This is a genomic window from Agrobacterium sp. Azo12, from assembly GCF_029193765.2.
Classification (GTDB): domain Bacteria; phylum Pseudomonadota; class Alphaproteobacteria; order Rhizobiales; family Rhizobiaceae; genus Agrobacterium.
This window is the reverse complement of the sequence record NZ_JARFYO020000002.1, coordinates 1,207,642-1,231,203: the sequence shown is the minus strand read 5'-3', so window position 1 is coordinate 1,231,203 and position 23,562 is coordinate 1,207,642. Positions and strand designations below refer to the sequence as shown.

Here is a 23,562-nt window from a genome sequence, read left to right as displayed (position 1 = left end):
TGGTCGCCTCCGTATGTCCTGTCGGAACGAAAAAAGGCCACCTGCAATGTGCAGGCGGCCTTTTGTGATTAGCGATCCAGCCAGACGTTGGTCCAGTCACCCTGTGCACCAATGGCATAAGGCTGGAAGTTCTGCACAGCCTCACCATGGTAGAGAACGACCTGCTCGGAAATGAACGGAACGATTGGTGCGTCCTTCATGACCAGTTCGTCGACTTTGGCCCAAAGCTTGGCAGCTTCGTCCGGTGTTGTGGCGTTGATGGCCTGCTGGGCGAAGGAGTTCGCTTCCTCGTTATTATAGTCGGTGTAGTTATAGGTCTGGTGAGTGCCATTATAGGTGAACTGCGGCTGGAAGACCGAGCGTGCAGCACCACCAACCCAGTCAGGAGACCAGCCAACCGGCGCAATGTCCCAGTTTCCTTCCTTGGTGTTGAGCGGGTTGGTCATGAATTTGGAGTAATAGTCGGCAGGTGCGACCGGCGTCAGTTCAATCTCGATACCGGCTTTCTTCATGCTGGCCTGGATTGTCTGGGCGATAGCAGGCTCCGCATTCTGGTTGCGGTAAGGCATTTTCAGCGTGATGCCATCAGGGAAACCGGCCTCAGCAAGCAGAGCCTTTGCTTTTTCAGGATCGCCCTTTGAACCTTCCGACGGGTAGAGGTCGAAGTCGTGATAACCGAGGACACCGGGGCCAAAAATACCATGCTGCGGCTTGGCAACGGTTGGGCCACCACGCTGCTGCACGGTTGCGGCCTTGTCGATGGCATATTGAAGCGCCTGGCGGACTCGCAGGTCTTTCAAAGCGCCTTTGTTGTTCTCGGAAACGGTGTTGATGAAGATGAAGGCGGTACGGCCAACCGACATGGTCATCAGCTTTTCATCGCTGGCAGTCGTCAGCATGTGCAACGTTGCAGGCGGAATAACGATGTCATAGGTCATGTCGCCATCACCCGCCTGCAACTGCTGGATGGCTGCGTCAGGCTGGATGCCGAAGGTGATTTCCACTTCATCGACATAGGCTTTGCGAAGCGGGTCGGATTCTGCCTTCCAGGATGGATTACGTACGAGCTGAAGGCGGCTGTCCGGTACATATTCGCCAATGGTGTAGGGACCGCTGGAGATGAAGTTGGAGCGATAATCCGGACCGTCAGGCATATAATCGAGAACTTCAACCGGTGCCGGAGCTGCTGTTGGCAGGGAAAGCATGTAGACGAAGTCACCGGCTTTTTCGGTCAGGTTGATGACGACAGTTTTCTCATCAGGGCTTTCGATGCCAGAGATGTCATTGCCTTCAATATAGGCCTTCATTGCCTCGGCGGTTGGTTCAACCTTGGCGAAGCCGTCGCAGAACTCGCGCATGCCCTTGATCAGGTCGACGTAATAGGTCAGCGCAGCGGAACCCAGTGATGGGTTGCACATGCGCTTCATGCCACGCTCGAAGTCTTGCGAGGTGATTGCGCGTTCGCCTGACGGTGTGTTCCAGGCCACACCATCGCGCAGGGTGAAGGTATAGGTCAGGCCGTCATTGGTCGGCTGGGGAACTTCTGTCGCAAGGTCGCCTTTGGGCTCAAGGCGGGCGTTCTCATCGGTCGATGCTTCGTAGCTGATCAACTGGCGGCTAACTGCGCGCAGGAAATTGTTGGTGGTCACCAAGGCGCCGGAGGTCGGGTCAAAGTGGTCGACATCAGCTGTTCCGAGAATTCGTAGCACGCCGCCGGCCTGTGGATCGGCTGCCAGTGTCAGCGTCGAGCAGGATGCGGCAAGCATAAAAGCAGCGAGACCCAATGCGTGTTTTTTTGTCCGAAAACTCATGTGTCCAATCCCTCTTTGAAGTTCCCTGATTGTTACGGCGTCTTAGATGAGGCCGCTGACGTCGCATTCTGGACAATCTCAACAGACTGTCAACTTATTTGTCGACAGATTGCCCACAAAACAATTTGGGGTAATTTTTCCAGTGCCTTATCAGCAGGATTGGCGAGCAATCAGGCTGCAATGCAGCTTGCGCGTACCACCAACTGTCGTCTCTCCCTCTGAAAGCGCCAGCACGGCGAGCCCTGCCTGTCTGCCCAACTCCTTCAATTCCATGTCGATCGTGGTCAGCGCTGGCCGGGTCTGTTCAGCGACGATTTCCCAGTTGTCGAAGCCAACAACAGAGACGTCTTTCGGGATACGGATGTTGCGATCGCGGAGTGCATCAATCACACCGCGGGCGATCTGGTCGTTTCCGCAAAATATGCCATCCGGGGCAGGGGTGTCTCGTGACCAAAGGCGCTCGACGGCGTCATGCCCCCACGTCTCTGTCCATTCGCCAAACAAGGTGGGTTCGCTGTCGCCGCAAATCCGGTGATAGGCGCTGGATCGGGCGCGCGCTGCGCGAAAATCTTCAGGCCCGGTAATGTGAACGATGCGTTTGCGTCCCTTTTCAATCAGGTGATTGACGGCAAGTCGTGCGCCCTGTTCATCATCCGGGATGATCGTGACGCTGCCTGGTGGCCCCTCGGCGAAGACATAGACCACAGGAATAGGTAGGTTCGACAAGTCCATTGGTGGTCTACGGTCAAGCCGGGTCGCCGAGAAGATGATGCCATCGACCTGTTTGTCGAGCAAAGCCTCGACATGCAGTCTGGCAAGCTCCGGATTGTCATTGGTGGCGCAGAGAAAGACCGAAACACCGTTGTCGAACAGCGCCTCGGAGGCGCCTGCCATCATCGGAAGCGAGAATCGGCCATAGGTATCGTTGGTCAGCAAACCGATTGTCAGGCTTCGACGGCTTAACAGTCCGCGGGCAAGGGCGTTGGGCCGAAATCCTATTTCTGTAGCAATCCGTTTGACCCGTTCGCGGGTATCCGGATGCATACGGCCGTTGTCGTTGAGAGCTTTTGAGGCTGTCGAAATACTGACGCCTGCCGCTTTCGCGACATCGTGAATTGTCTTGCGTCGCGATATTTGAGGTTTCAACCAATCACTCCCTGTCATTTTGAGAAAACCTTTTATCAAACGATTTCAACGTTGGGAAAAGGTTTTCTCACATTTCTCACATTTTTCTGGCTACACACTGTCGACAACGAAAAAAATCTAGAATAGCGTTTCCCTCACGTCAACCGGACAAGGGTTTTGACGACAACCAAAAGGGGAATGCGATGCACAAGACCAAACTCATGCTCGCGGCACTTTCGCTTGCAGCATCCACGTCTATCGCAAGTGCGGAAGAGATTTCACTGTGGGTGCGTACGTCATCTGCAGCAGTACTTCAGGGGCTGGCAGATCAGTATAATGCAGCCCATGATGACAAGGTTATCGTAACACCAATCACGGCAGAGCAGATGGTGCCAAAGCTGGGTGCTGCCATTGCCGGTGGTGCACCGCCGGATGGTGCTGTGCTTGACCTGATCTACCTGCCGACCTTTGCTGCCAATGAAAGCCTTGAGGACATCACTGACTTCGTGAAGGGGCTGCCTTACGCTGACGCTTTGAGCCCGTCACATATTCGTCTGGCGACCTATGAGGACAAGATTTATGGCGTGCCTGCACTGCCAGATGCCTCAATCATCGCTTACAACACCGAATTGTTTGAAAAGGCTGGCCTTGATCCGAAGAAAGCACCTACCACCCTTGAGGAAGTCGCTGAGTCTGCCAAAAAAATCCACGCCCTTGGTAATGATACCTACGGTTTCTATTTTGTCGCAAACTCCGGTAGCTGGCTGATTTACGACTTCTTGCCGCATCTGTGGGCGGCAAATGCGGATATTCTCTCCGAAGATGGACGTGAAGCGACGGTCGATACACCGGCATTGCGTGACACCTTCGCCGCCTATCGCGACATGTGGAAGGCTGGGGCCATTCATCCGACATCCCGTTCGGGCAATGGCAATAACGCCGTTGAAGCTTTTGCGTCGGGCAAGGTCGGCGTTCTCATGACCGGCTCCTACATCGTCAATCTTTTGACCAGCAAATATCCCGATGTGAAATTTGATGTTGCGCCGATCCCTGGTCCAAAGGGTGGCGTTTCGAGCTTTGCTGGCGGCGATACTCTGGCCCTCATTAAGGGTGTCAGTGAGGAAAAGAAGAAAGTGGCACTGGATTTTGTCAACTTCTACATGCAGCCTGAGCAGCAGGTCTACATCACAAAGGAATCCGGCATGCCGCCGCGTACTGATGTGGCCGACCAGGCCTACGCCCAGTTCGACAAGCGTAACCTGATTGCCTATGACGTGCTGGCAAAGGCCAAGACGCCTTATACTTTCTCGTCGGATGAGCTGTTCGTCAGCCGCACCGGTCCATTCCTGAATCTTATTCAGAGTGCGATCTTCGGTGACGATGTCGATGGTTCGATCAAGAAGGCGCAGGACGAGTTTACCAAGATCCTTGAGCGTACCAATCCGTGACATGAGGGCAGGGCCGGTGATGTCTGCCGGCCCATTCCCAATGAATTGAAAGTTTGTTTCGCCTCGTTTGTTGATGGCGAAATACCGACCGGACATTCTGGTTCAGGCAGCGCGATCTGGACCAGATGATCTGACGCAATCCATTCACGCTTAGAGAAGGACTTTGCACCGTGGTGTCCAAGTTCCCGACCAAAGAAGCGAGTTCCGACAAAACCGGCGTTCATGAACGCGAGCCACACGGCTGGCTCGGGCTTGTTTTTCTGTTGCCCAGTATGGTGCTTATCATCGGGCTGTTTCTCATTCCGCTCATCATGACCGTGTGGATGAGCCTTTACCACTGGCCATTGCTTGGCCGTAAGAAGTTCATTGGCCTTGAAAACTATGTCGAGTTGATGGGCGATACGCAGCTATGGAACTCGCTTGGGTTCACATTGCTCTACACAGTATTGGTAACAGCTGCGATCCTGCTTGTTGCTTTCCCGCTGGCATTGCTGGTTGACCGGCCGTTGCGCAGCGCATCGTTTTTCCGCACGGTTTATTTCATGCCGGTGGTGACGGGTTTTGGCGCCGCGTCGACCTTGTGGATGTGGCTGCTTAATCCCGACAGTGGCGTATTTTCAAGGCTCCTGTTGGGGCTTGGCCTTGTCGATAGCGCGCCGCGCCCGCTTGAAAATTTCTGGCCGGCTCTTGCGGTGATCATTTTGATGGTTGTGTGGAAGACCGCCGGTTTCACCATGGTCATTCTGCTGACCGGTTTGCAAAGCATATCGCCTGATGTCGTCGAGGCTGCCAAGATCGATGGTGCAAGTGTGTTCAGCCGGCTTCGCCGAATTACATTGCCATTGATGCGCAATTCGCTGCTTCTGGCGCTCATTCTCAACATAACATCGTCGATGCTGGCCTTTGACCAGTTCTTCATCATCACGCAGGGCGGACCGGGCAACAGTACCATTTCGGCAGTGTTTTCCATCTACCTGGCATCGTTCTCGTCATATCGGCTTGGTTACGGTTCAGCTTTGTCTTTCGCGCTGCTCGTTGTTCTCGTCGCCATCAGTTCCATCCAGCTCAGCTTCATGCGTCAACGTCCGGAGGAAGGTCGATGAAGATTTTTTATTCCAACGGTCAGGACAAAACCGTCGCGGAACGGCTGGGCCACATCACCTTCGTTCTGGTCTCGCTGCTGTTCGCCATCTTCTTCCTGATGCCGATCATCTGGTCTTTCGCCAATTCGTTTAAACCGGCGGCTGAGGCGCTGGCCAATCCGGTGGCGCTGTTTTCAAAAGCGTTCTCGCTGGAGAACTATCGTCGTCTCGAAGGCGTCGGGGCTGGCTGGTATGTCTATGCCAGCAATTCCGTCCTGATCGCGCTTGGCACAATTTTGTTGACGGTCCTGGTGGCTGTACCCGCCGGTTACGGGTTTTCGAAATTCCGCTTTCCCGGACAGTCGCTGATCTTTGTAATTGTCATGGCAACGATGATGATCCCGTTCCAGTCCATTCTGACGCCGCTGTTCCTGATCCTGAAGTTTTTAGGGCTGCAGAACAACCTGTTCGGATTGGTGCTGGTCTATACGACCTTCCAGCTGCCGTTTTCCATTTTCATGATGCGCAATGCCTTTGATGCGGTGCCCGGCGCTTTGATCGAGGCGGCGCGTATTGATGGCGCGTCACAATGGACGCTGTTGCGTCGCATCCTGCTGCCCCTCGCGCTGCCGGGCGTGGCAACCGTTGCGATGTTTGCATTCCTCAATTCGTGGAACGAGTTTCTGGCGGCGCTGATTTTCCTGTCGGACCAGAACAAGTTCACGCTTCCCATCATGCTCGTCAATGTGTCCTCGGGCATTTACGGCATCATCGATTGGGGGGCGCTGCAGGCCGGTATTACCGTGACCATGGTGCCGTGCATCCTGCTTTTCCTCGCTTTGCAACGTTATTATGTGCGCGGCCTGACCGCTGGCGCCGTCAAGTAAATCCGCAGTGACCCTGCGATAAGGAGTTCTTATGTCTTCATCTCTCAAACAGACCGCCAGCCAGTCAGAGCGCCGTTTCAAGCGGTTGGTCCCGGTTGATCATTCAAGCGTTTCTTTTGACGGCGGTTTCTGGAAAAGCTGGTCAGACACTGTTCGCAACGTCACCATTCCTACACAACACAAGCGCCTTGAAGAAGAAGGTTTTCTTGAAGTGCTGGATTTCGACAAGCCTGCCGGTCCTCTTGCCCGTCCGATCCAGCCGAGCGGCCTTTCCATGCAGCATTTCTTCGATTCCGACTTCGGAAAATGGATAGAGGCTGCAAGCTATACGCTCAAAAAACACCCTAATCCGGATGTGGAGGCCAAGATCGATGCCATTGTCGATAAGCTGGAGCAGGGACAGATGGCCGATGGCTATCTCAACAGCTGGTTCATTCGCAGAGAACCTCAAAACCGCTGGACCAACCTGCGTGACCTGCATGAAATGTATTCCATGGGGCACTTGCTGGAAGGTGCCGTCGCTTATTTTGAAGCAACCGGCAAACGCAAGTTTCTGGATGTAATGATACGTGCAGTCGATCATATTGCCGATACTTTCGGTACAGAGCCGGGCAAGTTGCGCGGTTACGATGCCCATGAAGAAATCGAGCTCGCGCTGGTCAAGCTTTACCGCGTCACCAAGGATCCGCGCCACCTGAAACTCGCCACCTATTTTGTCGATGAGCGTGGCCAGATGCCGTCCTATTATGACGAAGAGGCGCGCAAGCGCGGTGATGATCCGGCAAAATATGTCTACCAGACCTATGCTTACAGCCAGGCGCATATGCCGGTGCGTGAACAGACCCAGGTGGTCGGTCACGCCGTGCGCGCCATGTATCTGTTTTCTGCCATGGCGGATCTTGCCTATGAAAATGACGACCAGAGCCTGAAAGATGCCTGTGATCGCCTGTTTGATAATCTGACGGGTCGCCAGCTTTACGTCACCGGTGGTCTTGGGCCATCGGCCTCAAACGAGGGGTTTACCCGCGAATATGATCTTCCCAATGAAACGGCTTATGCTGAAACCTGCGCGGCTGTCGCGCTTGGTTTCTGGAGCCACCGCATGGCGCAGATCGATCTTGACAGCAAGTTCACCGATGCGCTGGAAACAGTGTTGTTTAATGGTGCGCTGTCAGGCATTTCGCGGGATGGCGAGCATTATTTCTATGAGAATGCACTGGAAAGCCACGGACAGCACCGCCGCTGGAAATGGCATTATTGCCCTTGCTGCCCAACCAATATTGCACGATTTATCACGTCGCTTGGTCAGTATTTTTATTCCGCCAACGAAGAGACGCTGGCGGTTCATCTCTACGGTGAAAATAGCTCTGAACTGACAATCGGAGACAGTTTCCTACGTTTGCGGCAGCAAACCGCCTATCCGTGGAATGGCGATATCAAACTGTCACTTGGCCTGTCTGCCACAAGCACATTTACACTGAAGTTGCGTATTCCCGGCTGGTGCCGTTCGTCGAAGGTCAGCATTAACGGCGAGAGTGTCGACATTACTTCATCTACCGAGAAGGGGTATGTCTCGATTTCTCGTGCGTGGAAGGATGGCGATGAAATTCGCCTTTCCTTCGATATGCCGGTGGAGCGTCTTTATGCCAATCCGGCTGTTGGTGAAGATGCCGGTCGTATTGCCCTGCGACGTGGTCCGGTTGTCTATTGTGTTGAGCAAGCCGATCTTGGCAGCGAACCGCAGCAGCTTCGCGTAACGCCACAGGCCAGCATTACCCCGCGTTTCGATGCGGACCTCTTAGGCGGCGCAACGGTACTTGAGGGAGATGCGCTGGAAGCAGACACATCGTCCTGGAAAGGAACGCTCTATCGCACCGCACCGGCCGAACTGAAAACCCGGTCTTTCAAGGCAATTCCATATCATCTCTGGGCCAATCGTGACGAAGGTGCGATGCAGGTCTGGCTGGCTGAGAAGTAGGAGCGGTCGATGGCAAGATTACAGCTTAAAAACGTCATCAAATCCTATGGAAGCTACGAGGCTGTGCGCGGCATTGATCTCGAGATCGAGGATAAGGAATTCGTGGTTTTTGTAGGTCCGTCCGGGTGCGGAAAGTCCACGACGTTGCGAATGATCGCCGGTCTGGAGCATATTTCCGGCGGTGAGATCATTATCGATGATCAGGTGGTCAATAAACTTGGCCCGGGCAAGCGCGATATCGCCATGGTGTTTCAGAACTATGCGCTTTATCCGCATATGACCGTGCGCGATAATATCTCCTTTTGCCTGGAGCAGCAGCGCCTGCCAAAGCCAGAAATTGAACAACGCATCAAACAGGCCGCGGAGACACTACATATCAGTGATCTCCTGGATCGTCGCCCTGGCCAGCTTTCAGGTGGCCAGAGGCAACGCGTTGCTATGGGTCGCGCCATCGTGCGCAACCCCAAGGTCTTTCTGTTTGACGAGCCCTTGTCGAACCTTGATGCCAAATTACGTGTGAAAATGCGCACTGAAATCAAGCGGCTGCACCAGCTTTTGCCGACCACGACAGTTTATGTGACCCACGATCAGATCGAAGCGATGACAATGGCTGACCGGGTCGTGGTGATGAACCAGGGATTGGTCGAACAGGCAGGTCCACCACAGGAGCTATATCTCAATCCGGCCAGTAAATTTGTCGCAGGCTTTATTGGTTCGCCATCAATGAACTTTCTCGAGGCGAGATTGGAAGGCGGGACCGATGGATTGTTTGTGGTTCTGGAAGACGGAAAACGACTTGCCGTGCCGTCGGAGAAAGCCGCCCGTTACGTGTCTCTTGCTGGCAAGGCGGTGACATTTGGTATTCGCCCCGAGTCCATTTCAGCACGGCAGGAACGTCCAGGTTATGTTCCGGTCGATGTCACGATTGATTTGGTCGAGCCGCTCGGTGCTTCAACCATGATCTATTTTAATGTTGGTGCGGCAGGTCTTTGTGCCAGCATTGAACCGCAGGATGGATTGCGGGCAGGGGTTGTCATGCCGCTGTCCCTCAACATGAACCAGATGCATCTTTTTGATGCCGAGACAGGCCGTTCACTGGCAAACTGAGGTAACAGCATCACTTAGAGTTCTAGGTCAAATCAAAACCCCACGGTCGGGCGACCGTGGGGTTTTCGTTGTTTATCCCGATATTAGCGGAGAAAGTTGCAGGTGGTCGCTACAAGATAATATGATTTTTCTAGTCATGTTTATTGCCTTGCTGACCCCGATCCGTTAAACGCATGCCAACCGCGTTGCCTCGCGGACTTCTCCAAGCCAACTAAGGCCAGATCATGTGGGATAAACCTGCCTCGCGCGTTACGCTCGATGATGCAATGGAAACCTATTATCAGGAATTGTGCCTTGTTGCGCGTCGTCATGGTCATGCACCACCGGTAGCGCATGAGATCGTTCATGATCTCTATCTTCGGCTGACCGGCAACCCAAAGGCACTGGAGGGGCGTGCATCTCTCAAGGCATTTTTGATGCGGGCGTGTATTAATCTTGGAATTGATCGCTTTCGCAGAGAGAGGCTTGAGCGCCGTTTGTTTAATGGGACCGAACTCGAGGCCATGTCGGTTGCTGCGGAGTTGCCGGACGCAGAAGCGCTTGCAGACAGGCAATACCGACTTGGCCTGTTGCACAAAGCCATCCTTGAAATGTCGGTTGAGCGCAGAAGAGTGTTTCTGGCCAGCTGCATCGCCAATCTGACATCGGATGAAATTGCACAGCGTTCGGGAATTTCCCGCAACATGGTCGATCGTCATTTGAGGAAGGCTTATCTCCATTGCCTTCACGCGTTGGAGGACACACTATGACGGCAGATGAGCCAAACATAGGTAAGCTTCGTGAGCAGGCAATTGACTGGCTGCTGAAACTGCATGATGCCCCCGATGATATGAAACTCAATGCCGATTTTGAAGCTTGGGTCGCAAGTGATCCACGTCACGCAGAAGTTTACGAGCTTGTTCGATGTCTGATGGGAGATGCCTCCCGTCTGTTATCAAGCGATCCTGCCTTTGTTCACACTGCGTCGACACGCAAATCGGGCTCTTCCACGGGTCGATCGGTGGCACTGTCGCTCTGTCTAGCAATGATGACCGGAGCATTTTTTGCGCTTGATATGCCATTGCGCTTAAAAGCGGACGCCATCTCCGGCACGGCTGAAAGGCAAACGCTCAATCTGCCTGATGGATCAGAGCTGATATTGAATGCCGATACGGCGGTTTCTTTCAAATTCAGTTCGTCTGAGCGCCGGGTTGTTGTGTTGAAGGGCGAGATTTTCGCCACAGTTGCTGCTGACAAGATGAGACCTTTCGTTGTCGAGGCAAATGGCGGAACAACGACAGCATTGGGCACAGCCTTCGACGTCGAAATGTCGAAAAATGGCACCAATGTCACCGTGCTTGAGCACAGCGTGCAGGTAGAGGCGGGAGATGCCAATCGGTCCATCCGCATCAAGGAGAACCAGAAGGTTGCATATGACGCGGAGGGGTCAATTGGTTCGATAGAAACGGTAGATCCACTTTCAATCGCGGCTTGGCGACAGGGCAGACTGGTGTTTGAAAACCGCCCGCTTTCCTCCGTTGTTGCTGAACTGGAACGTTATCTTCCTGGCCGCATCGTCATTGCAGGAGCAAAGATTGGTGAGCGGCGCATTACCGGAAGTTTTGATCTCGCTGATCCGCAAGCTGTTCTGCGTGATCTGACTGTTGCTTTCGATGTTGGTGTAACGCGGTTGGGACCGTATCTGACGATGCTCCACTAGTGTTCAATATTTTCAATGGCTTGAATATGGAAGGTGAACGACTTTCAGGCAGACACTAACGTTTTTCTACAAAAAAATCTCTCTGGGTATCCCAAATCCGAAAGCTCATTCGTATCCGGGACAAGTGCAGATGATCCTGCACAATGGAGAGCTAGAAATATGACACATATGAGCCGGTCCGGTATCTTTCTTTCATTGCTTTTTAGCAGCGTCGCATTCACGAGCCCGGACTCGCCGGCATATGCCCAGCAAGTTGATATGGTTCGCGTCGATCTGCCGGCTGGTAATATGGCAAGTGCGTTGAACCGACTGGCGTCGCAATCCGGTTTGCAAATGATCTTTGATGCCTCTGTCGCCAGTGGACTCAAAAACCGGCCGGTGGCCGGAAAAATGTCGCCTCGCAATGCGCTCGATAGATTGCTGTCTGGAACTGGCATCCAATATCATTTCATTGGCGAAACCACGGTCAAGCTGCAGATTCCAGGCACGGTCACCTCCGCGGCGGATAGCGACGCGACCAATCTGCAGACGATCACCGTCATGAACAATGCGCCTTTCACCAACCCCGGCCTTAACACGGCTGAACTGGATGCAAAGGCTATCGAACGCGCGCAATCTTCGTCAGTGCGAGATCTCCTTTCGAAGATACCCGGTGTCAGTGGTACCGGTGGCGTAAGATTGGAAGGCCAGACGGTTGCGATGCGTGGATTTACCCGTCAGTCTGACGTGCGTATTCTGTTGGATGGTGCTCCTAAAAACTTCGAGCGATACGATCAGGGCACTGTTTTCATTGATCCTGAACTGCTGAAGCGGGTGGAAGTGCAAAAGGGCGCGACCTCTGTACGATATGGCAACGGCGGCTTTGGTGGCACTGTCTCCATGGAGAGCAAGACAGCCAAGGATATGCTGCGCCAGGGTAAGAGCTGGGGTTTCTGGGGGAAGACCGGATACGAAACAGCCAATAAGCAATTTGTCGAAACAGGCACGCTCTACGGCATGTCAGACTTTGGTGGTCCGATAACCTATGACGGCCTCGTATCAGCGACTTGGCGCAAATCTGACAATATGCGCGTCGGCGGAGGCGAGGTGTACGATGCCTCAAATGACGAGTTGGCAACATTCACGGCAAATGCTGGTGCCGAATACGACGGCCATGAATTGCGTGGTTCCGTGGTTTACGGCACGTCAGCAAATTGGGCCCCACCTGCTGCTATCCGCGGTCAACTGTCATTGTCAGATTATTCCATCAAAACATATGGTTATGAGCAAGCCAGACTTAGGCTGCTATCTTGGCGTGAGCTAGAAGATTTCACCTCAACACTGAAGTACAGCTATACCGGGGATAGTGACCTGGTGAATTTCAAGTCAATGGTGAGTTATTCTTCCACCTCACAGCACGGAACACGTCCAGCTATTCCTGGTTTTAACCCATCAGGCTCTTTGGGTGGTAATGAGAATGACACACAATATACCGACATAAAGTTCGAAGCGGAGAATACCTCGAATTTTGAACTGGGTGGCCTGTCGCATATGGCCAATTACGGCATCCAATATAATCATCACGACCGAGATGTATGGATGTTTGAAAAGGGGAGAGCTACCGATCCAAGCTATAACTATGGTTATTATGCGCCATGGATTTTGCCCGAAGGTACGCAAGAAACGATTTCAGCCTTTTTCCGCGATGAGATCAAAATTACCGATACATTCAAGATAACGCCTGGCTTGCGTTATGATCATGTGCGGTCAGAAGGTGTGCCGAACCTGGCGCCACGTTATAATAATCCAGCTGCCGGTCATGATTATTCAGCGATATCGCATGATGGCTTCACGCCTGCCTTGAGCGTGGAGTGGGATGTTACACCGGAGACCAAACTTTACGCCAACTGGGCTTACGCAATGCGTACGCCGAATATTGATGAAATCTATTCGACGCAAAGCGTGGATACAAAGGCGTCGAAGACATCCCGCGATCTCGATGTCGAGCGCAACAATAACGTCAATATCGGGATCAACCAGATGTTTGACGACTTGTTGAGTGACGGTGACAATCTGACTGTTGGTCTGGAAGGCTACTACAACCGCGTCAGTAACCCGGTTAACCGCCGCACGGGTACCAAGAACCTCGCCGGTTTAGCTTATGCCTCTGTTCCATTCTATTGGAATACGCCCGCCTTCAAGATCTGGGGTGTTGAAGCTTCCGCACACTACGAGAATGATATTCTGTTTGCGGATCTCGGTGTGTCCTGGATGAACGGCCGTCGCAATGGCTCACTTAGTGATGTAAATGGCTCAGATACTTACGCGAAAGACCTCTTTCCGCTGACAGCCGATGCGCAGTTTGGCTTTAAACTTGTAGATTACGATCTGTCATTTGGTTGGAACGGCAAGTTCGTAGACAATCAGAACCACACATCAGCTAAAATAGAACCCTTGTATGCACGTCCTGAAAGTGCCGGTTATGCAGTGCATGGATTATTCCTTGATTGGTCGCCGAAGGAGGGTCTTATGAAGGGTGGTGAAGTGCATGTAGCGTTGGATAACATCTTCGATAAAAGATACGAACCGTACCTGTCTGACGGTATTACGGCCATGCCGGGTCGCAATTTCAAGATTTCCATCAGCAGAAAATTCTAATTGAAGCCTCACCATTGATCATTACAAAGCGCGGCAGTTCCTGCCGCGTTTTCATGTTTATAGGGCTGTTGAATAAAACGTTCTGTTCGGCTAATGGAAAGCTGATTATTAAAATCCACTTTTGAACTGTAGGTCTGTGGTGTTGAGAGGCACAAAGAATTGCCATTGGTAATTCATTGTTGATCGGTTCTGAACTACATCCCACTGCCTCCGAATGAACAACCGAATTGCTGATACGGATTTACTGACACTATGGATGACGAAGCCGCAGACGTGAACAATGCGTTTCTGCGCGCGCGCAACTCCCTGTTGTGGAGTGTTTTCCGCATTGTCCGTGACAAACAAACCGCTGAGGAATTGACGCAGGAAAGTTACCTGCGTGCTCGTAAGGCGGCCTCAACCGGCGCACTTCTCAATGCCGAGGCTTTTTTGCAGCAAACGGCACGTAACCTATCGCTGGATTATCTGCGCCAAAAAAAGGTGCGCAGCGCCCACGAGGCAAGTGAAATCAGCGGCGAAGCCATTGATTTGGTGGCGGATGATCAACCGTCTGCCGAAGACAAGGTCATCCATCTCGACCGTTTGCGCGCCTACCAATCAGCGCTCGATAAATTGCCGAAACGTGTGCAACAGGTCTGGGTCTTGAGCCGTGTGGAAGGCTGGACGTACCCACAGATTGCCGAACATCTGGATGTGTCCCAGAACACCGTCTTCAATGACATGAAACATGCCATGGCGCATCTCAACGATTTCAGAAAGAGGCTGGACAAGGAATGATGTTCCGCGAAATAACGAAATCGACAATCTGTCGTTGCGGGGCTGCTTTTTTTTATGAGAAATGGTCCGCTCAAACGTCTGATTCATTGTGGGTACGCGAAGAGACCCTTGGGCAGTGTTTATGAGGAATAATGACGCGCAGATTGTTGGTGTGCAGACTGATGTGGTGATGGACGCCGCATTGGATTGGTTCGTCCATAAACAATCCGGTGTTGCTGATCCCGCATTGGATATCGGTTTTGAAACCTGGATATCCAGCGATCCAGCGCATGCGGCCGCTTATGCGGAACTTGCAGGCGTATGGCACGACCCGGAGCTGTTTTCAGCGTCGCAGCGTCACGCACGGCAAGTCGATTTGCGTACCGTTAAACCTGCATATTCCGTTTTTGGTAGAAAGCGCGCTCACTGGTTGTCACTGGCGGCAGCAGTGGTGCTGTTTGTTGGCGGGTATGCGGCCTATCCGGAAATCATGGTTCGATGGAGTGCCGATTATCGCACCGTCGCGGGCCAGATGCAGAAAATCATCTTGCCGGATGGTTCCCGTATGCTGCTGAATACCGACAGCGCGGTCGAGCTTGCCTATCAAGGGCAGCAACGTGGTGTGCGTCTTATCAAGGGCGAGGCATGGTTTGATGTTGTCCATGATGCTTCGCGTCCGTTCCGGGTCAAAGGGCATTTCGGTGATGTGACCGTGAAGGGAACTGCCTTTGTTGTTCGTGCCGAGGCAAATCGGGATGTGGTTGCGCTTGAGCGCGGGCGCGTTGATGTCACCCGTGATGGCAGTGCGCAAATTGCTGTGCAGCTGCTGCCCGATCAGATGGTGGCCGTGGATGAAAAATCCATCTCAGACATAGAGCCATTTGAACCGGATGAAATGCTTGCCTGGCGCGAAGGGCGCATTGCTTTTTCAGGCAAACCTCTCGGAGCTGTGTTGGGCGATCTCGCACGTTATTATGACGGACGTGTTTTTGTTCTACGCCGAGATCTGCTTTCGGTGGCGGTGAGCGGTAACTATCGAACGGATGATGCGGTCGGCGCTATTGGCAGTATCGTCACCGCTGCAGGCGGCAAAGTCGATACGCTGCCGGGTAATTTCATAATCATTCGTTAAATTCTCAACTTTTTTTGTGAGATTGAAAAGTCTCGAACGTCGAAGGCAATGAGGCGGTACTGGCATGAAGCCAAAACCCCTTGCGTGTCAGGGCTTTCGGGGGACGGAAACTCTGTTTGGAACGACCTTCCGCACGCGGATGCAAAGTGCCGGTGACGTTTAACGTAGCCAAAGGCGTTCAGGAGTAGGGTAATGGCAGTGCAGAGCAGAAAAAGAAGCGGCAAGAATGTTGTCTCGTTGCTTCTTGCGTCGACAATTCTTGGCTACGTAGGGGTGATGGCGGTGTCAGCCGACGCTGAAGCGCAACAAAGCGGTTCAGTTGCCTCTGCAACGGTTGGCTTTAACATTCCTGCGCAGCCGCTTGGCAAAGCTCTGAACAGTTTCATCAAGTCTACAGGTTGGCAAATCGGTTATTCTTCGGCTCTGGTCGATGGAAAGCAATCGGCTATCGTGTCGGGCAAGCTGACGCCTGAGACGGCGTTGCGCACGCTGCTTTCCGGTACTGGCATTGAAATTCGCATGACTGGGCCTAAAACGGCGTCATTGCTTGCCGGCGGACAGGCGGCAGTGAGCGCAGACGGCACGATCCTGCTTGAGGCTATTCAGGTGCAGTCAAAATCCGGTCAGTCTGTTCTTGGCACAAGCTCTATTGCTGACACTGGCACCACCACAATTTCCGGCGGACAATTGAACGGCCGCACAGGCGGTAGCGGTGACGCCAATAGCGTTTTGCGCAACATGGCGAATGTTCAGTACCAAAATGAAATCAACACTGATGCAGGTGAAACAGATCAGTCGGTCATCGACCTGAAACCAAAGGAAATTTCGATTTCGGGCGCGCGTGTCTATGAAAATAATTTCATTCTCAATGGCATGGAAATCAACAATCTAACAGGAAGTGTCGATCAGTTTCGCTCAGATAGTTATTTGAATACGTCGCTTAGTACCGACTTTAATAACATGTTTGGGATGCATTCTCAGACGATATATGTGCCGATCGATTTTGTGTCTGGCACCACAGTTATCGATAGCAATGCTTCCGCCCGTTACGGCAATTTTCAGGGCGGAGTGGTCTCCTATGATCTTGAGAGTCCGTCAAAGGATCGTTGGAGAGCATCTGTTTCGTCTGATTATACAACCAGCGACTGGGCAAAATTCAATCTACTCACACCAACCGGATTAAACCCGAATGGTGTTGCACGGAATGATTATATTCGTCGTCGCTCCTCTGTTTCTGTTAGCGGTCCAATTGCGGAAAATATCGCAATTATTGGGCAATATAGCACGCAAAGCGCTGTAACTCATAAAGACAGAGCGAAGAGGTATGTGGACACCAGCCGAATAGAAGAAGATTCTGAAAGTAATTTTTATAGACTACAAGCCGTAGCTGAAACCGATGTTGGTAATTTTACCCTCGAAGGTATTTACAACAACTACGGCCAGATTTGGGAAAATACACTGTGGCGTAATACTCCCTTAAATATGGGGTCTGATGGTCTGGCAACCAAATTACAGCATGACTATGATTTCACCAATTTTAGTGTGGGCGGCGTTGCGTTTAGCAACGTAAAATTGAAATCTATCCTAAGTTATAAAAAGTCCAAAAGTTTCAATGATGCTGGGCCAAACGAAGCTAGACTTTATAATCAAAATGTTGTCCGCACCGGCACCGGTGAAATTTTGTGGTCATCGACTGAATTGGGTGACTGGTGCCAAAAAGAGCCTGGAACAACATCGATTACGACGATGACCGCTTGTTACGAAGGTGGTTGGGGGTACAAGGATCAGGGGCAAGAACAGTGGAGCCTATCCGAAGAGCTGACTGGTGATGTTTTCCTTGGTTCGTTTACATTTGGAGCCTCTTACACAAACACTGATGCGTACCGTCGCAGGCCAGAGGAATTCACGTATAACCTCGCAAATACGACTGTTTATTCATTCCCGGCACTGATGGCGGGGGATGGATTCGTATGTAACAGCGCGGATAATTGCAGCCCAGAGCAGTTTGCCAGCACCAGGCAAATTTATAGCGCCTACGATATTCGTAAGAGCCTGAACGAATTTAATGTTTATGCTGAGTTGGACCAAACCTGGGAATGGTTCAATGTTCGCACCGGCTTGAGAGTGTCTTATGACGATTATATGCAAAATCTTGATCTCGCTCCGCGTGTCGTGGCGACGGTAACACCCTTTGAAGATTTTTCGATCGCGGCTGGCTTTAATCGATACTACAATGGTGCAACACTTGCGTACGCCCTTCGTGAACGCATTCCTCGGTACCAGATCTTCACCCGTACTCAAACTAGCGGTGTTGTTGGCGGGTGGCGACCAGGGACAACTGTTGCAGGGTATGAAAACCGAGCTTCAGGATTGGACACGCCGTATAATGACGAAATTACGTTTGGAGTTTCTGGCAAAGATCCATTGTTTGATGGTCAATGGCGGTTGCGTTTTCTAGATAGGCGTGGCCGAGATCAGTTCGCAACAGAGAAGTTGTCGACATACGTTAACAAACTTACGAATGACGCTTCTGGTTCTTACCAGTCAATATCTGGTGAATATTCAAAGGAACTGGACACCGGCAATATTGAAGCGCTTGATGCGTTATCTTTCAATGCATCGTTCACTTGGTCACGCCAAGAAAAGAGCAATAATACCTATTTTGAAAATGACTTAACAGATGAATATATTTGGTACAAAGACCAATCATATTCGGAAGCCGGTTTTAGCGTGGTAACAGGCAACATGGACATACCGATCCGTCTTCAGGCGGGCTTTGCCAGCAGTTGGTTTGACAATCGTTTGAATGTTGATGTGTCTGCCAACTACAATTTGGGCTATCGTGGTGCGCGAGATACTGGAGATACGATCACGCTTAGCGGACTACAGCATGCAATTTACGAAGATTACGACTTTTCTCCAACGCTCACCATCGATCTCTCCACAAGTTACGAAGTTTACAAGAATGAAGATCGTGGGTTGATGCTCAATATGAAAGTTGGCAACCTGTTTAATGAGACAGGCAATGCAACAACGAATATTGCCAGACCTTGGAGCATTGGCCGTACCGTTTGGGTTGGTGCCAAGGCGACGTTCTGATCGACTTCAGACATAGGAAAGATCTGCAAACCGGTGGCGAATTTTCGCTTCCGGTTTTGTGTATTTCGGACCGATCAGAAAACTAATTCGAGGTTTTTTGCCGATCATTGACGGGCGTTTCCGTTTCAAAAAAATTCGATAGAGCGCTGCCGCTCAGGAATGTTTCCGGAAAAGCCGGTTTGCCGAAGAAGTACCCCTGAACCAGCCGGATTTTGGTGTTTTTGGCCAGATAATCCAGCTCTTCGCGCAGTTCGACACCTTCTGCCACCATGCCGATGCCGAGTGCCGCGCAAACGGATTCGATAGCTTTCAGAATGTCCTGGCTGCGGGGACGTTCATGAATGGACATGATGAAAGCGCGATCCACCTTCAATTCATCGGCATCAATGTCGGCGAGAATGGAAAGCGATGAGAAACCGGTTCCGAAGTCATCAATTGAAATCCGAACGCCCAGCTGGCGCAGGCTTGGCAAAATGTCATTCTGGAAGAAACGCGCTGAAACAAGCGCCTCCTCAGTCAGTTCCACGATGAGGTTTTGACCGACTCCGGCAGCTTCAATTCTCTGTAGAAGAAGCCGCATGAAATCAGGCGAGTTGGCCTGGCGGGCGGCAACGTTGAGGCTGAGTGTGATGTTGTCGCCAAACTTTTGCTTCATGGCGGGAAGGTCGCGGGTAATCTCATCCAACATGAAATGGGTAATTTCGCCAATCAGGCCCAGTTCGCCTGCAATGCCGATAAAATTGCCCGGCATATGAATGGTACCATTAGGTTCTACCCAGCGCACGAGTGCTTCGAAACCTTCGATCCTGCCGGTTTCAATATCGGTCTTTGGTTGATAGGCGGCCTTGAAATGACGGTCACGGATCGCAGCGCGCAGCTTCTGTTCGGTTTCCATACGCGCTGTCAGCGCGTCACGCATCGTGTCATCAAAATAGGCGGCACTACCCTTATGCGCGCTCTTGGCGCGATACATCGCGTTGTCGGCGCTGCGCCGAAGGGTCTCATAATCATTGCCGTGCAAGGGATAGATGCTGACGCCGATTGAGGCGGAAGAAAACACCTCCTGGCCTTCCAGCATGAACGGCCTACGCAATTCATCGACAATGGCATCAACGATCTTGGTGACACCAGCTTCTGAGGTCACATCGCCGATAAGCAGCAGGAACTCATCGCCACTGATGCGCGAAAGCATGTCGCGTTCGCCAATTATATCCTGAATACGGCGGGTAATGGCCAGCAGCAACTGATCGCCCAAAGCGTGGCTGTAAAAGTCGTTGACCTGCTTGAAGTTGTCGATGTCGATGAAGGCGAGGGCAAACTGTTCGCCCTCTTTTATGGTCAAGAGTTTCCACTCAACCGTTTGTTTCATCAGAGAACGGTTGGGCAGGTCGGTCAATTGGTCATGATAGGCGCGGTGATGCAGCTCGTCTTCCGAGCGCTTTCTCCCGGTGATGTCCATCGACGTGGTGATCTGCAAACTTTCATCAAAGATGTGAGCGTGTGATGAACTCACGAGCATCACACGTTTTTCACCATCAATGACGGTCTCATATTCAAATGACTGATTGAAATCCTGTTCCAAGCTGCCTGTCAGACTATGGATTGGTGAAAGTCCAGATCCCATGCCCTTTGCAGGGTGAATGGCTGACGGCAGTTGCGTCGCATGTTTGCCAAAGGTTTTTTCGGCGAATTCGTTGATGACCAGTGGTTCACCACTCGCGTGCTGTACCAGAACGCCGACCGGCAGGGCATCCACAATCTCCTTTAGAAGATTGGAGTTGCGTTGCGCCATCTGTTCGCTTTTGCGCAACTGCTCTCCCATTTCGCGCAAACGCCTCCCTTCAGCAGCATTCTGGCTGGCGTATCGTGTTGCGAGAGCGTGGGACACAACGACGGAAAAACGCTTGGCCAGTGCGATTTCGTCACGGCTAAAACCTTCCGATCTGGCTTCACGGATCAGCAGCAAAATACCGCGCCTGTCGCGCACGCGCACAGGCACGTAAAGCACTGGGCTTTCGCGTGAAAGTCCATGCGTCTCGGCACCATCCCACTCCGAAATGCCCTTGCTGGAGAAGGTCGTAACAACCTTGCCCGACATGATTTTTGCAAAGAGCGCGCCGACCGGCCACTGGGAGTTCAGAAGTTCTGACCGCTCCGAGATAATGCAGTCCAGTCTCTTATGATCACTGTCTTCGACTTCTGCCAGCATCAGCACATGTGAGAAGGAGAACACTTTTCGTAGCGATGCAAACACCACAGAGAATGGATCGCTATCTTCCTCAATGCCCAGCAGTGTTTCCAGAGCATCTAGCAGTTGTTGCAGGTGAATGCTGGATTGGCGCAGCGTGTCGTGATCCTGATGCAGAGAGAGCAGGGCTTCGCGTAAGGTCTCGTTGCTCTCTTGCAAGCCGGAAAAGCGAGGAAAAAAAGGGCGCGTTGGAAGCATCGCTTATTTTCCGAAGACCACGGCTGAAATCATCAGGTTTCCGTGTACGTTTTTGTCAAGCAAATAGCCCTGTTCGCCAAAGGTGAAGCAGCCAATAAAAGGCGTGCCGCCGAGCGTAAGACCAACTGTACGTGCAACTTCGCTAATATCGTCGCCAACCGCCAGTTTGCAGCCACCGCAATAGATCATGATGGCTCCGGAAATGGTCTTATGCTCCAGCTCAAGGTTACGTTTCGCATGGTCGGCCACGCGTCCTGCACGTGCCACGAGCTGTTGTCTGTCGCCACGCATGGCATGAATGCGCATGCCGGTTTCCAGCTCCCGGAAGGTGCGCAAACCACCCTGCGGTGAAACAGATTCCGGATGGATCAACAGATACTGACCCACGCCATCGATGTCGCCGGTATTGATGGCGATGGGGTACATTGTCGTTTCTGCCAGAATGGAGCCGCCGTCGAGCTTGGACGCTATGGCATTGTTGGCCCACCGGTTGTAAACCTCGGCCGCGGGCGCACCATCGATTGTCAGGACATCACGTCCCGCGCCGTCGGTGACAACACCGCTTTCTCCAGCGCGATGGTAGCCAATGCCGGTTACCGTGCCTTGTGGACCGGACGGTTCGTAACCGCCCTGAAATGCAAAGCCGATTGGGGAGGATGGAAACATCACCGCGATGACCAAGCCATTCGATAATGCGCCGCTTGGGCCCAGAAGGTGCCATTGACCGCTGACATCATTATCTGCCGCCGTTCCACCCATGATGGGGCAATGGTCACCGACGATATTACGCAAACCGCGCATGACTGCTTCCTCGTGACCGGGCGTCTGATAAAGCCAGATCAGTTCGGGCAGTTGGCCGGTGCAGTTACAACTATCCAGCGCCTGCATGAGAACTTTTTCCGCAAGCTTTTCCGGGTTGTCGTCGAATACGCCGTCTGCGACCCCGTATTCGCCAGCCTTATCCTCCAGGACAAGCAAACCGACCGTATCCTTGTCCCAGAACCCATTTTCGGTCATCAGTCCGCCCGATGAGCTGCCGCCTATGATCGCTTTGCCAGAGAAATTTTCTTGTAAAAAAGCGTCAATGAGAATGCCATTGTGATCACATCCGTAAAAGGTGAACACCAGACCGTTTCCGTTGTCGGAGTTTTGCAACTGCTCGGCTAATAACGCCAAGGCGGCTATCGTATCGTGGTCATTGGCTGTGTAGCTCTTGACTTTATCCATGTCGCTCTCCCGCAAGCGCAATTTAAATACTGTGTCGCCAATTCATTCAGCGGGTGTTGCCGTTCATGGGCGAAGTGCCACTCACAACGCCATCCATCGTATTTTGCTAAAGTAAACGCCGGGTGTAATTTTAGCCAACTTGAGATTAGGCTTAAGTATCTGTTTCTATTTTATGTCCAGTTGCACAAACCCAGGGTGAGCGACCGGGGCGTTGGCAGGCGTGAAGAGTGGAAACGATGTGTTGTGTTATCAATGATTGACTTTAAGGTAGGCAAAGGATTGGGAGGACTTCAATTGCCAATAACGCGCGCCATAAAGCTGTTTTGACGTGTTGATATTTCGCGGCGTTTCCCTTGTTTGATGATGTTACAGTTCAGGACATAACCCGATGACCACTATTGATAATTCTTCGCTGGCTGGCGCTCTTTTTGACGCTATGTCTAACGGCAAGGCATTGGACCGCAACGCCGTTGCTCCGCTGGATGTTGAAGCGGCGTATAAGGTACAGGCGGAGGTGCTTGAGCGCTCCGGCCGTCCGCTTGAAGGCTTAAAACTGTCGAAGCGGACAGACGGCACCTATAGCGCTCCGCTGTTTTCGGTCATTCGTGATGACAGATATCAGTATGTCGATGGCATCGTACTGGAAGTGGAACTGGCTTTCACGCTACAGAGCGATCTGCCGCCGCGCGGTGAGCCTTGGACACGCGAAGAGGTTGTCGCGGCAATCGGTACTGTTTCGATTGGTGCGGAGTTTGTCCGCAGCCGTTACGAGGGTGGTGCAGGTGGTATCTTCGCGCTTGGCCTTGCCGACAGCCTCAGCAATATTTCTTACGCAGTCGGACCGGAACTGTCGCGCGCCATATTGGAAGATCCGGCATTCGATTCTCCACTGAAGGTTCTGGGCAATGGCGCAACGCTTTATGATGCGCCTTCAAATCACCAGGATATCGATCCAGTTGCGGGTGTGATCGCTTACGCCAACAGTACGCCATCGCCACTCGGTTTTCTGCGCAAGGGTCAGGTTATCACCACAGGTACTCTGTGTGGTGCTGTCAAAATCGCTGAGCCGGCACGACTTGAAATTCTGCTCGACGGCAAAACCTTCATTATCGAGGTTGCGTGATAGTC

The 23,562-nt window shown here is 52.2% G+C and carries 16 protein-coding genes; 12 read left to right on the top strand and 4 right to left on the bottom strand.

The window, feature by feature from the left end; all coding sequences use genetic code 11:
• Positions 1–68: 68 nt before the first annotated feature.
• Complete coding sequence (locus PYL13_RS21950) at positions 69–1,811, bottom strand: ABC transporter substrate-binding protein (protein ID WP_275642351.1); 1,743 nt, start codon at positions 1,809–1,811, stop codon at positions 69–71.
• A 150-nt stretch (positions 1,812–1,961) separates the two neighbouring features.
• Entirely contained in the window at positions 1,962–2,957 is a 996-nt protein-coding gene (locus tag PYL13_RS21945) for a LacI family DNA-binding transcriptional regulator (RefSeq protein WP_275642350.1), read from the bottom strand.
• Between the two features lie 182 nt (positions 2,958–3,139).
• On the opposite strand from PYL13_RS21945, the gene PYL13_RS21940 reads away from it, so the two are divergent.
• The 11 genes from PYL13_RS21940 to PYL13_RS21890 all read left to right on the top strand — a co-directional run bounded on the left by PYL13_RS21940 (position 3,140) and on the right by PYL13_RS21890 (position 18,761).
• Positions 3,140–4,384 (top strand): ABC transporter substrate-binding protein, encoded by a 1,245-nt coding sequence (locus PYL13_RS21940; protein ID WP_250985210.1) that lies wholly within the window; start codon positions 3,140–3,142, stop codon positions 4,382–4,384.
• Between the two features lie 173 nt (positions 4,385–4,557).
• Positions 4,558–5,487: a carbohydrate ABC transporter permease gene (locus PYL13_RS21935; protein ID WP_441296689.1), complete on the top strand. Its 930-nt coding sequence runs from the start codon at positions 4,558–4,560 to the stop codon at positions 5,485–5,487.
• On the top strand, positions 5,484–6,353 hold the full coding sequence (locus tag PYL13_RS21930; RefSeq protein WP_275642348.1) for a carbohydrate ABC transporter permease: 870 nt from the start codon (positions 5,484–5,486) through the stop codon (positions 6,351–6,353). The genes PYL13_RS21935 and PYL13_RS21930 overlap by 4 nt, the downstream gene beginning before the upstream one ends.
• 31 nt (positions 6,354–6,384) lie before the next feature.
• Positions 6,385–8,331, top strand: a complete 1,947-nt coding sequence (locus tag PYL13_RS21925) for a glycoside hydrolase family 127 protein (RefSeq protein WP_275642347.1) — start codon at positions 6,385–6,387, stop codon at positions 8,329–8,331.
• 9 nt (positions 8,332–8,340) lie between these two features.
• Positions 8,341–9,438 (top strand): ABC transporter ATP-binding protein, encoded by a 1,098-nt coding sequence (locus tag PYL13_RS21920; RefSeq protein WP_275642346.1) that lies wholly within the window; start codon positions 8,341–8,343, stop codon positions 9,436–9,438.
• 224 nt (positions 9,439–9,662) lie between these two features.
• A complete protein-coding gene (locus PYL13_RS21915) occupies positions 9,663–10,187 on the top strand; it encodes an RNA polymerase sigma factor (RefSeq protein WP_275642345.1) in 525 nt (174 codons plus the stop codon).
• Entirely contained in the window at positions 10,184–11,137 is a 954-nt protein-coding gene (locus PYL13_RS21910) for a FecR family protein (protein WP_275642344.1), read from the top strand. The genes PYL13_RS21915 and PYL13_RS21910 overlap by 4 nt, the downstream gene beginning before the upstream one ends.
• Positions 11,138–11,170: 33 nt before the next feature.
• The gene (locus tag PYL13_RS21905; RefSeq protein WP_275642343.1) at positions 11,171–13,774 is read left to right on the top strand and encodes a TonB-dependent receptor; all 2,604 of its coding nucleotides are present in this window, start codon (positions 11,171–11,173) and stop codon (positions 13,772–13,774) included.
• A 252-nt stretch (positions 13,775–14,026) separates the two neighbouring features.
• Positions 14,027–14,551 carry an RNA polymerase sigma factor gene (locus PYL13_RS21900; protein ID WP_275642342.1) on the top strand — a complete coding sequence of 175 codons (525 nt, stop codon included), beginning with the start codon at positions 14,027–14,029 and terminating at the stop codon, positions 14,549–14,551.
• Positions 14,552–14,672: 121 nt separating this feature from the next.
• On the top strand, positions 14,673–15,662 hold the full coding sequence (locus PYL13_RS21895) for a FecR family protein (RefSeq protein ID WP_275642341.1): 990 nt from the start codon (positions 14,673–14,675) through the stop codon (positions 15,660–15,662).
• 192 nt (positions 15,663–15,854) lie between these two features.
• Positions 15,855–18,761 carry a TonB-dependent receptor gene (locus PYL13_RS21890; protein WP_275642340.1) on the top strand — a complete coding sequence of 969 codons (2,907 nt, stop codon included), beginning with the start codon at positions 15,855–15,857 and terminating at the stop codon, positions 18,759–18,761.
• An 82-nt stretch (positions 18,762–18,843) separates the two neighbouring features.
• On the opposite strand, the gene PYL13_RS21885 is transcribed toward PYL13_RS21890, so the two are convergent.
• Together PYL13_RS21885 and PYL13_RS21880 are read right to left on the bottom strand one after the other, a co-directional pair.
• Positions 18,844–21,207 carry a putative bifunctional diguanylate cyclase/phosphodiesterase gene (locus tag PYL13_RS21885; RefSeq protein ID WP_275642339.1) on the bottom strand — a complete coding sequence of 788 codons (2,364 nt, stop codon included), beginning with the start codon at positions 21,205–21,207 and terminating at the stop codon, positions 18,844–18,846.
• Positions 21,208–21,210: 3 nt separating this feature from the next.
• Positions 21,211–22,434 carry an FIST signal transduction protein gene (locus PYL13_RS21880; protein ID WP_275642338.1) on the bottom strand — a complete coding sequence of 408 codons (1,224 nt, stop codon included), beginning with the start codon at positions 22,432–22,434 and terminating at the stop codon, positions 21,211–21,213.
• A gap of 388 nt (positions 22,435–22,822) precedes the next feature.
• On the opposite strand from PYL13_RS21880, the gene PYL13_RS21875 reads away from it, so the two are divergent.
• Positions 22,823–23,557: a hypothetical protein gene (locus PYL13_RS21875; RefSeq protein WP_275642337.1), complete on the top strand. Its 735-nt coding sequence runs from the start codon at positions 22,823–22,825 to the stop codon at positions 23,555–23,557.
• Positions 23,558–23,562 lie beyond the last annotated feature (5 nt).

Excerpts from the sequence above, each read along its gene's own strand:
- PYL13_RS21885 (WP_275642339.1), bottom strand. The coding sequence starts at position 21,207 with ATGCTTCCAACGCGCCCTTTTTTTCCTCGCTTTTCCGGCTTGCAAGAG.
- PYL13_RS21900 (WP_275642342.1), top strand. The coding sequence starts at position 14,027 with ATGGATGACGAAGCCGCAGACGTGAACAATGCGTTTCTGCGCGCGCGC.
- PYL13_RS21920 (WP_275642346.1), top strand. The coding sequence starts at position 8,341 with ATGGCAAGATTACAGCTTAAAAACGTCATCAAATCCTATGGAAGCTAC.
- PYL13_RS21895 (WP_275642341.1), top strand. The coding sequence starts at position 14,673 with ATGAGGAATAATGACGCGCAGATTGTTGGTGTGCAGACTGATGTGGTG.
- PYL13_RS21925 (WP_275642347.1), top strand. The coding sequence starts at position 6,385 with ATGTCTTCATCTCTCAAACAGACCGCCAGCCAGTCAGAGCGCCGTTTC.
- PYL13_RS21890 (WP_275642340.1), top strand. The coding sequence starts at position 15,855 with ATGGCAGTGCAGAGCAGAAAAAGAAGCGGCAAGAATGTTGTCTCGTTG.
- PYL13_RS21875 (WP_275642337.1), top strand. The coding sequence starts at position 22,823 with ATGACCACTATTGATAATTCTTCGCTGGCTGGCGCTCTTTTTGACGCT.
- PYL13_RS21940 (WP_250985210.1), top strand. The coding sequence starts at position 3,140 with ATGCACAAGACCAAACTCATGCTCGCGGCACTTTCGCTTGCAGCATCC.
- PYL13_RS21930 (WP_275642348.1), top strand. The coding sequence starts at position 5,484 with ATGAAGATTTTTTATTCCAACGGTCAGGACAAAACCGTCGCGGAACGG.
- PYL13_RS21915 (WP_275642345.1), top strand. The coding sequence starts at position 9,663 with ATGTGGGATAAACCTGCCTCGCGCGTTACGCTCGATGATGCAATGGAA.
- PYL13_RS21910 (WP_275642344.1), top strand. The coding sequence starts at position 10,184 with ATGACGGCAGATGAGCCAAACATAGGTAAGCTTCGTGAGCAGGCAATT.
- PYL13_RS21950 (WP_275642351.1), bottom strand. The coding sequence starts at position 1,811 with ATGAGTTTTCGGACAAAAAAACACGCATTGGGTCTCGCTGCTTTTATG.
- PYL13_RS21880 (WP_275642338.1), bottom strand. The coding sequence starts at position 22,434 with ATGGATAAAGTCAAGAGCTACACAGCCAATGACCACGATACGATAGCC.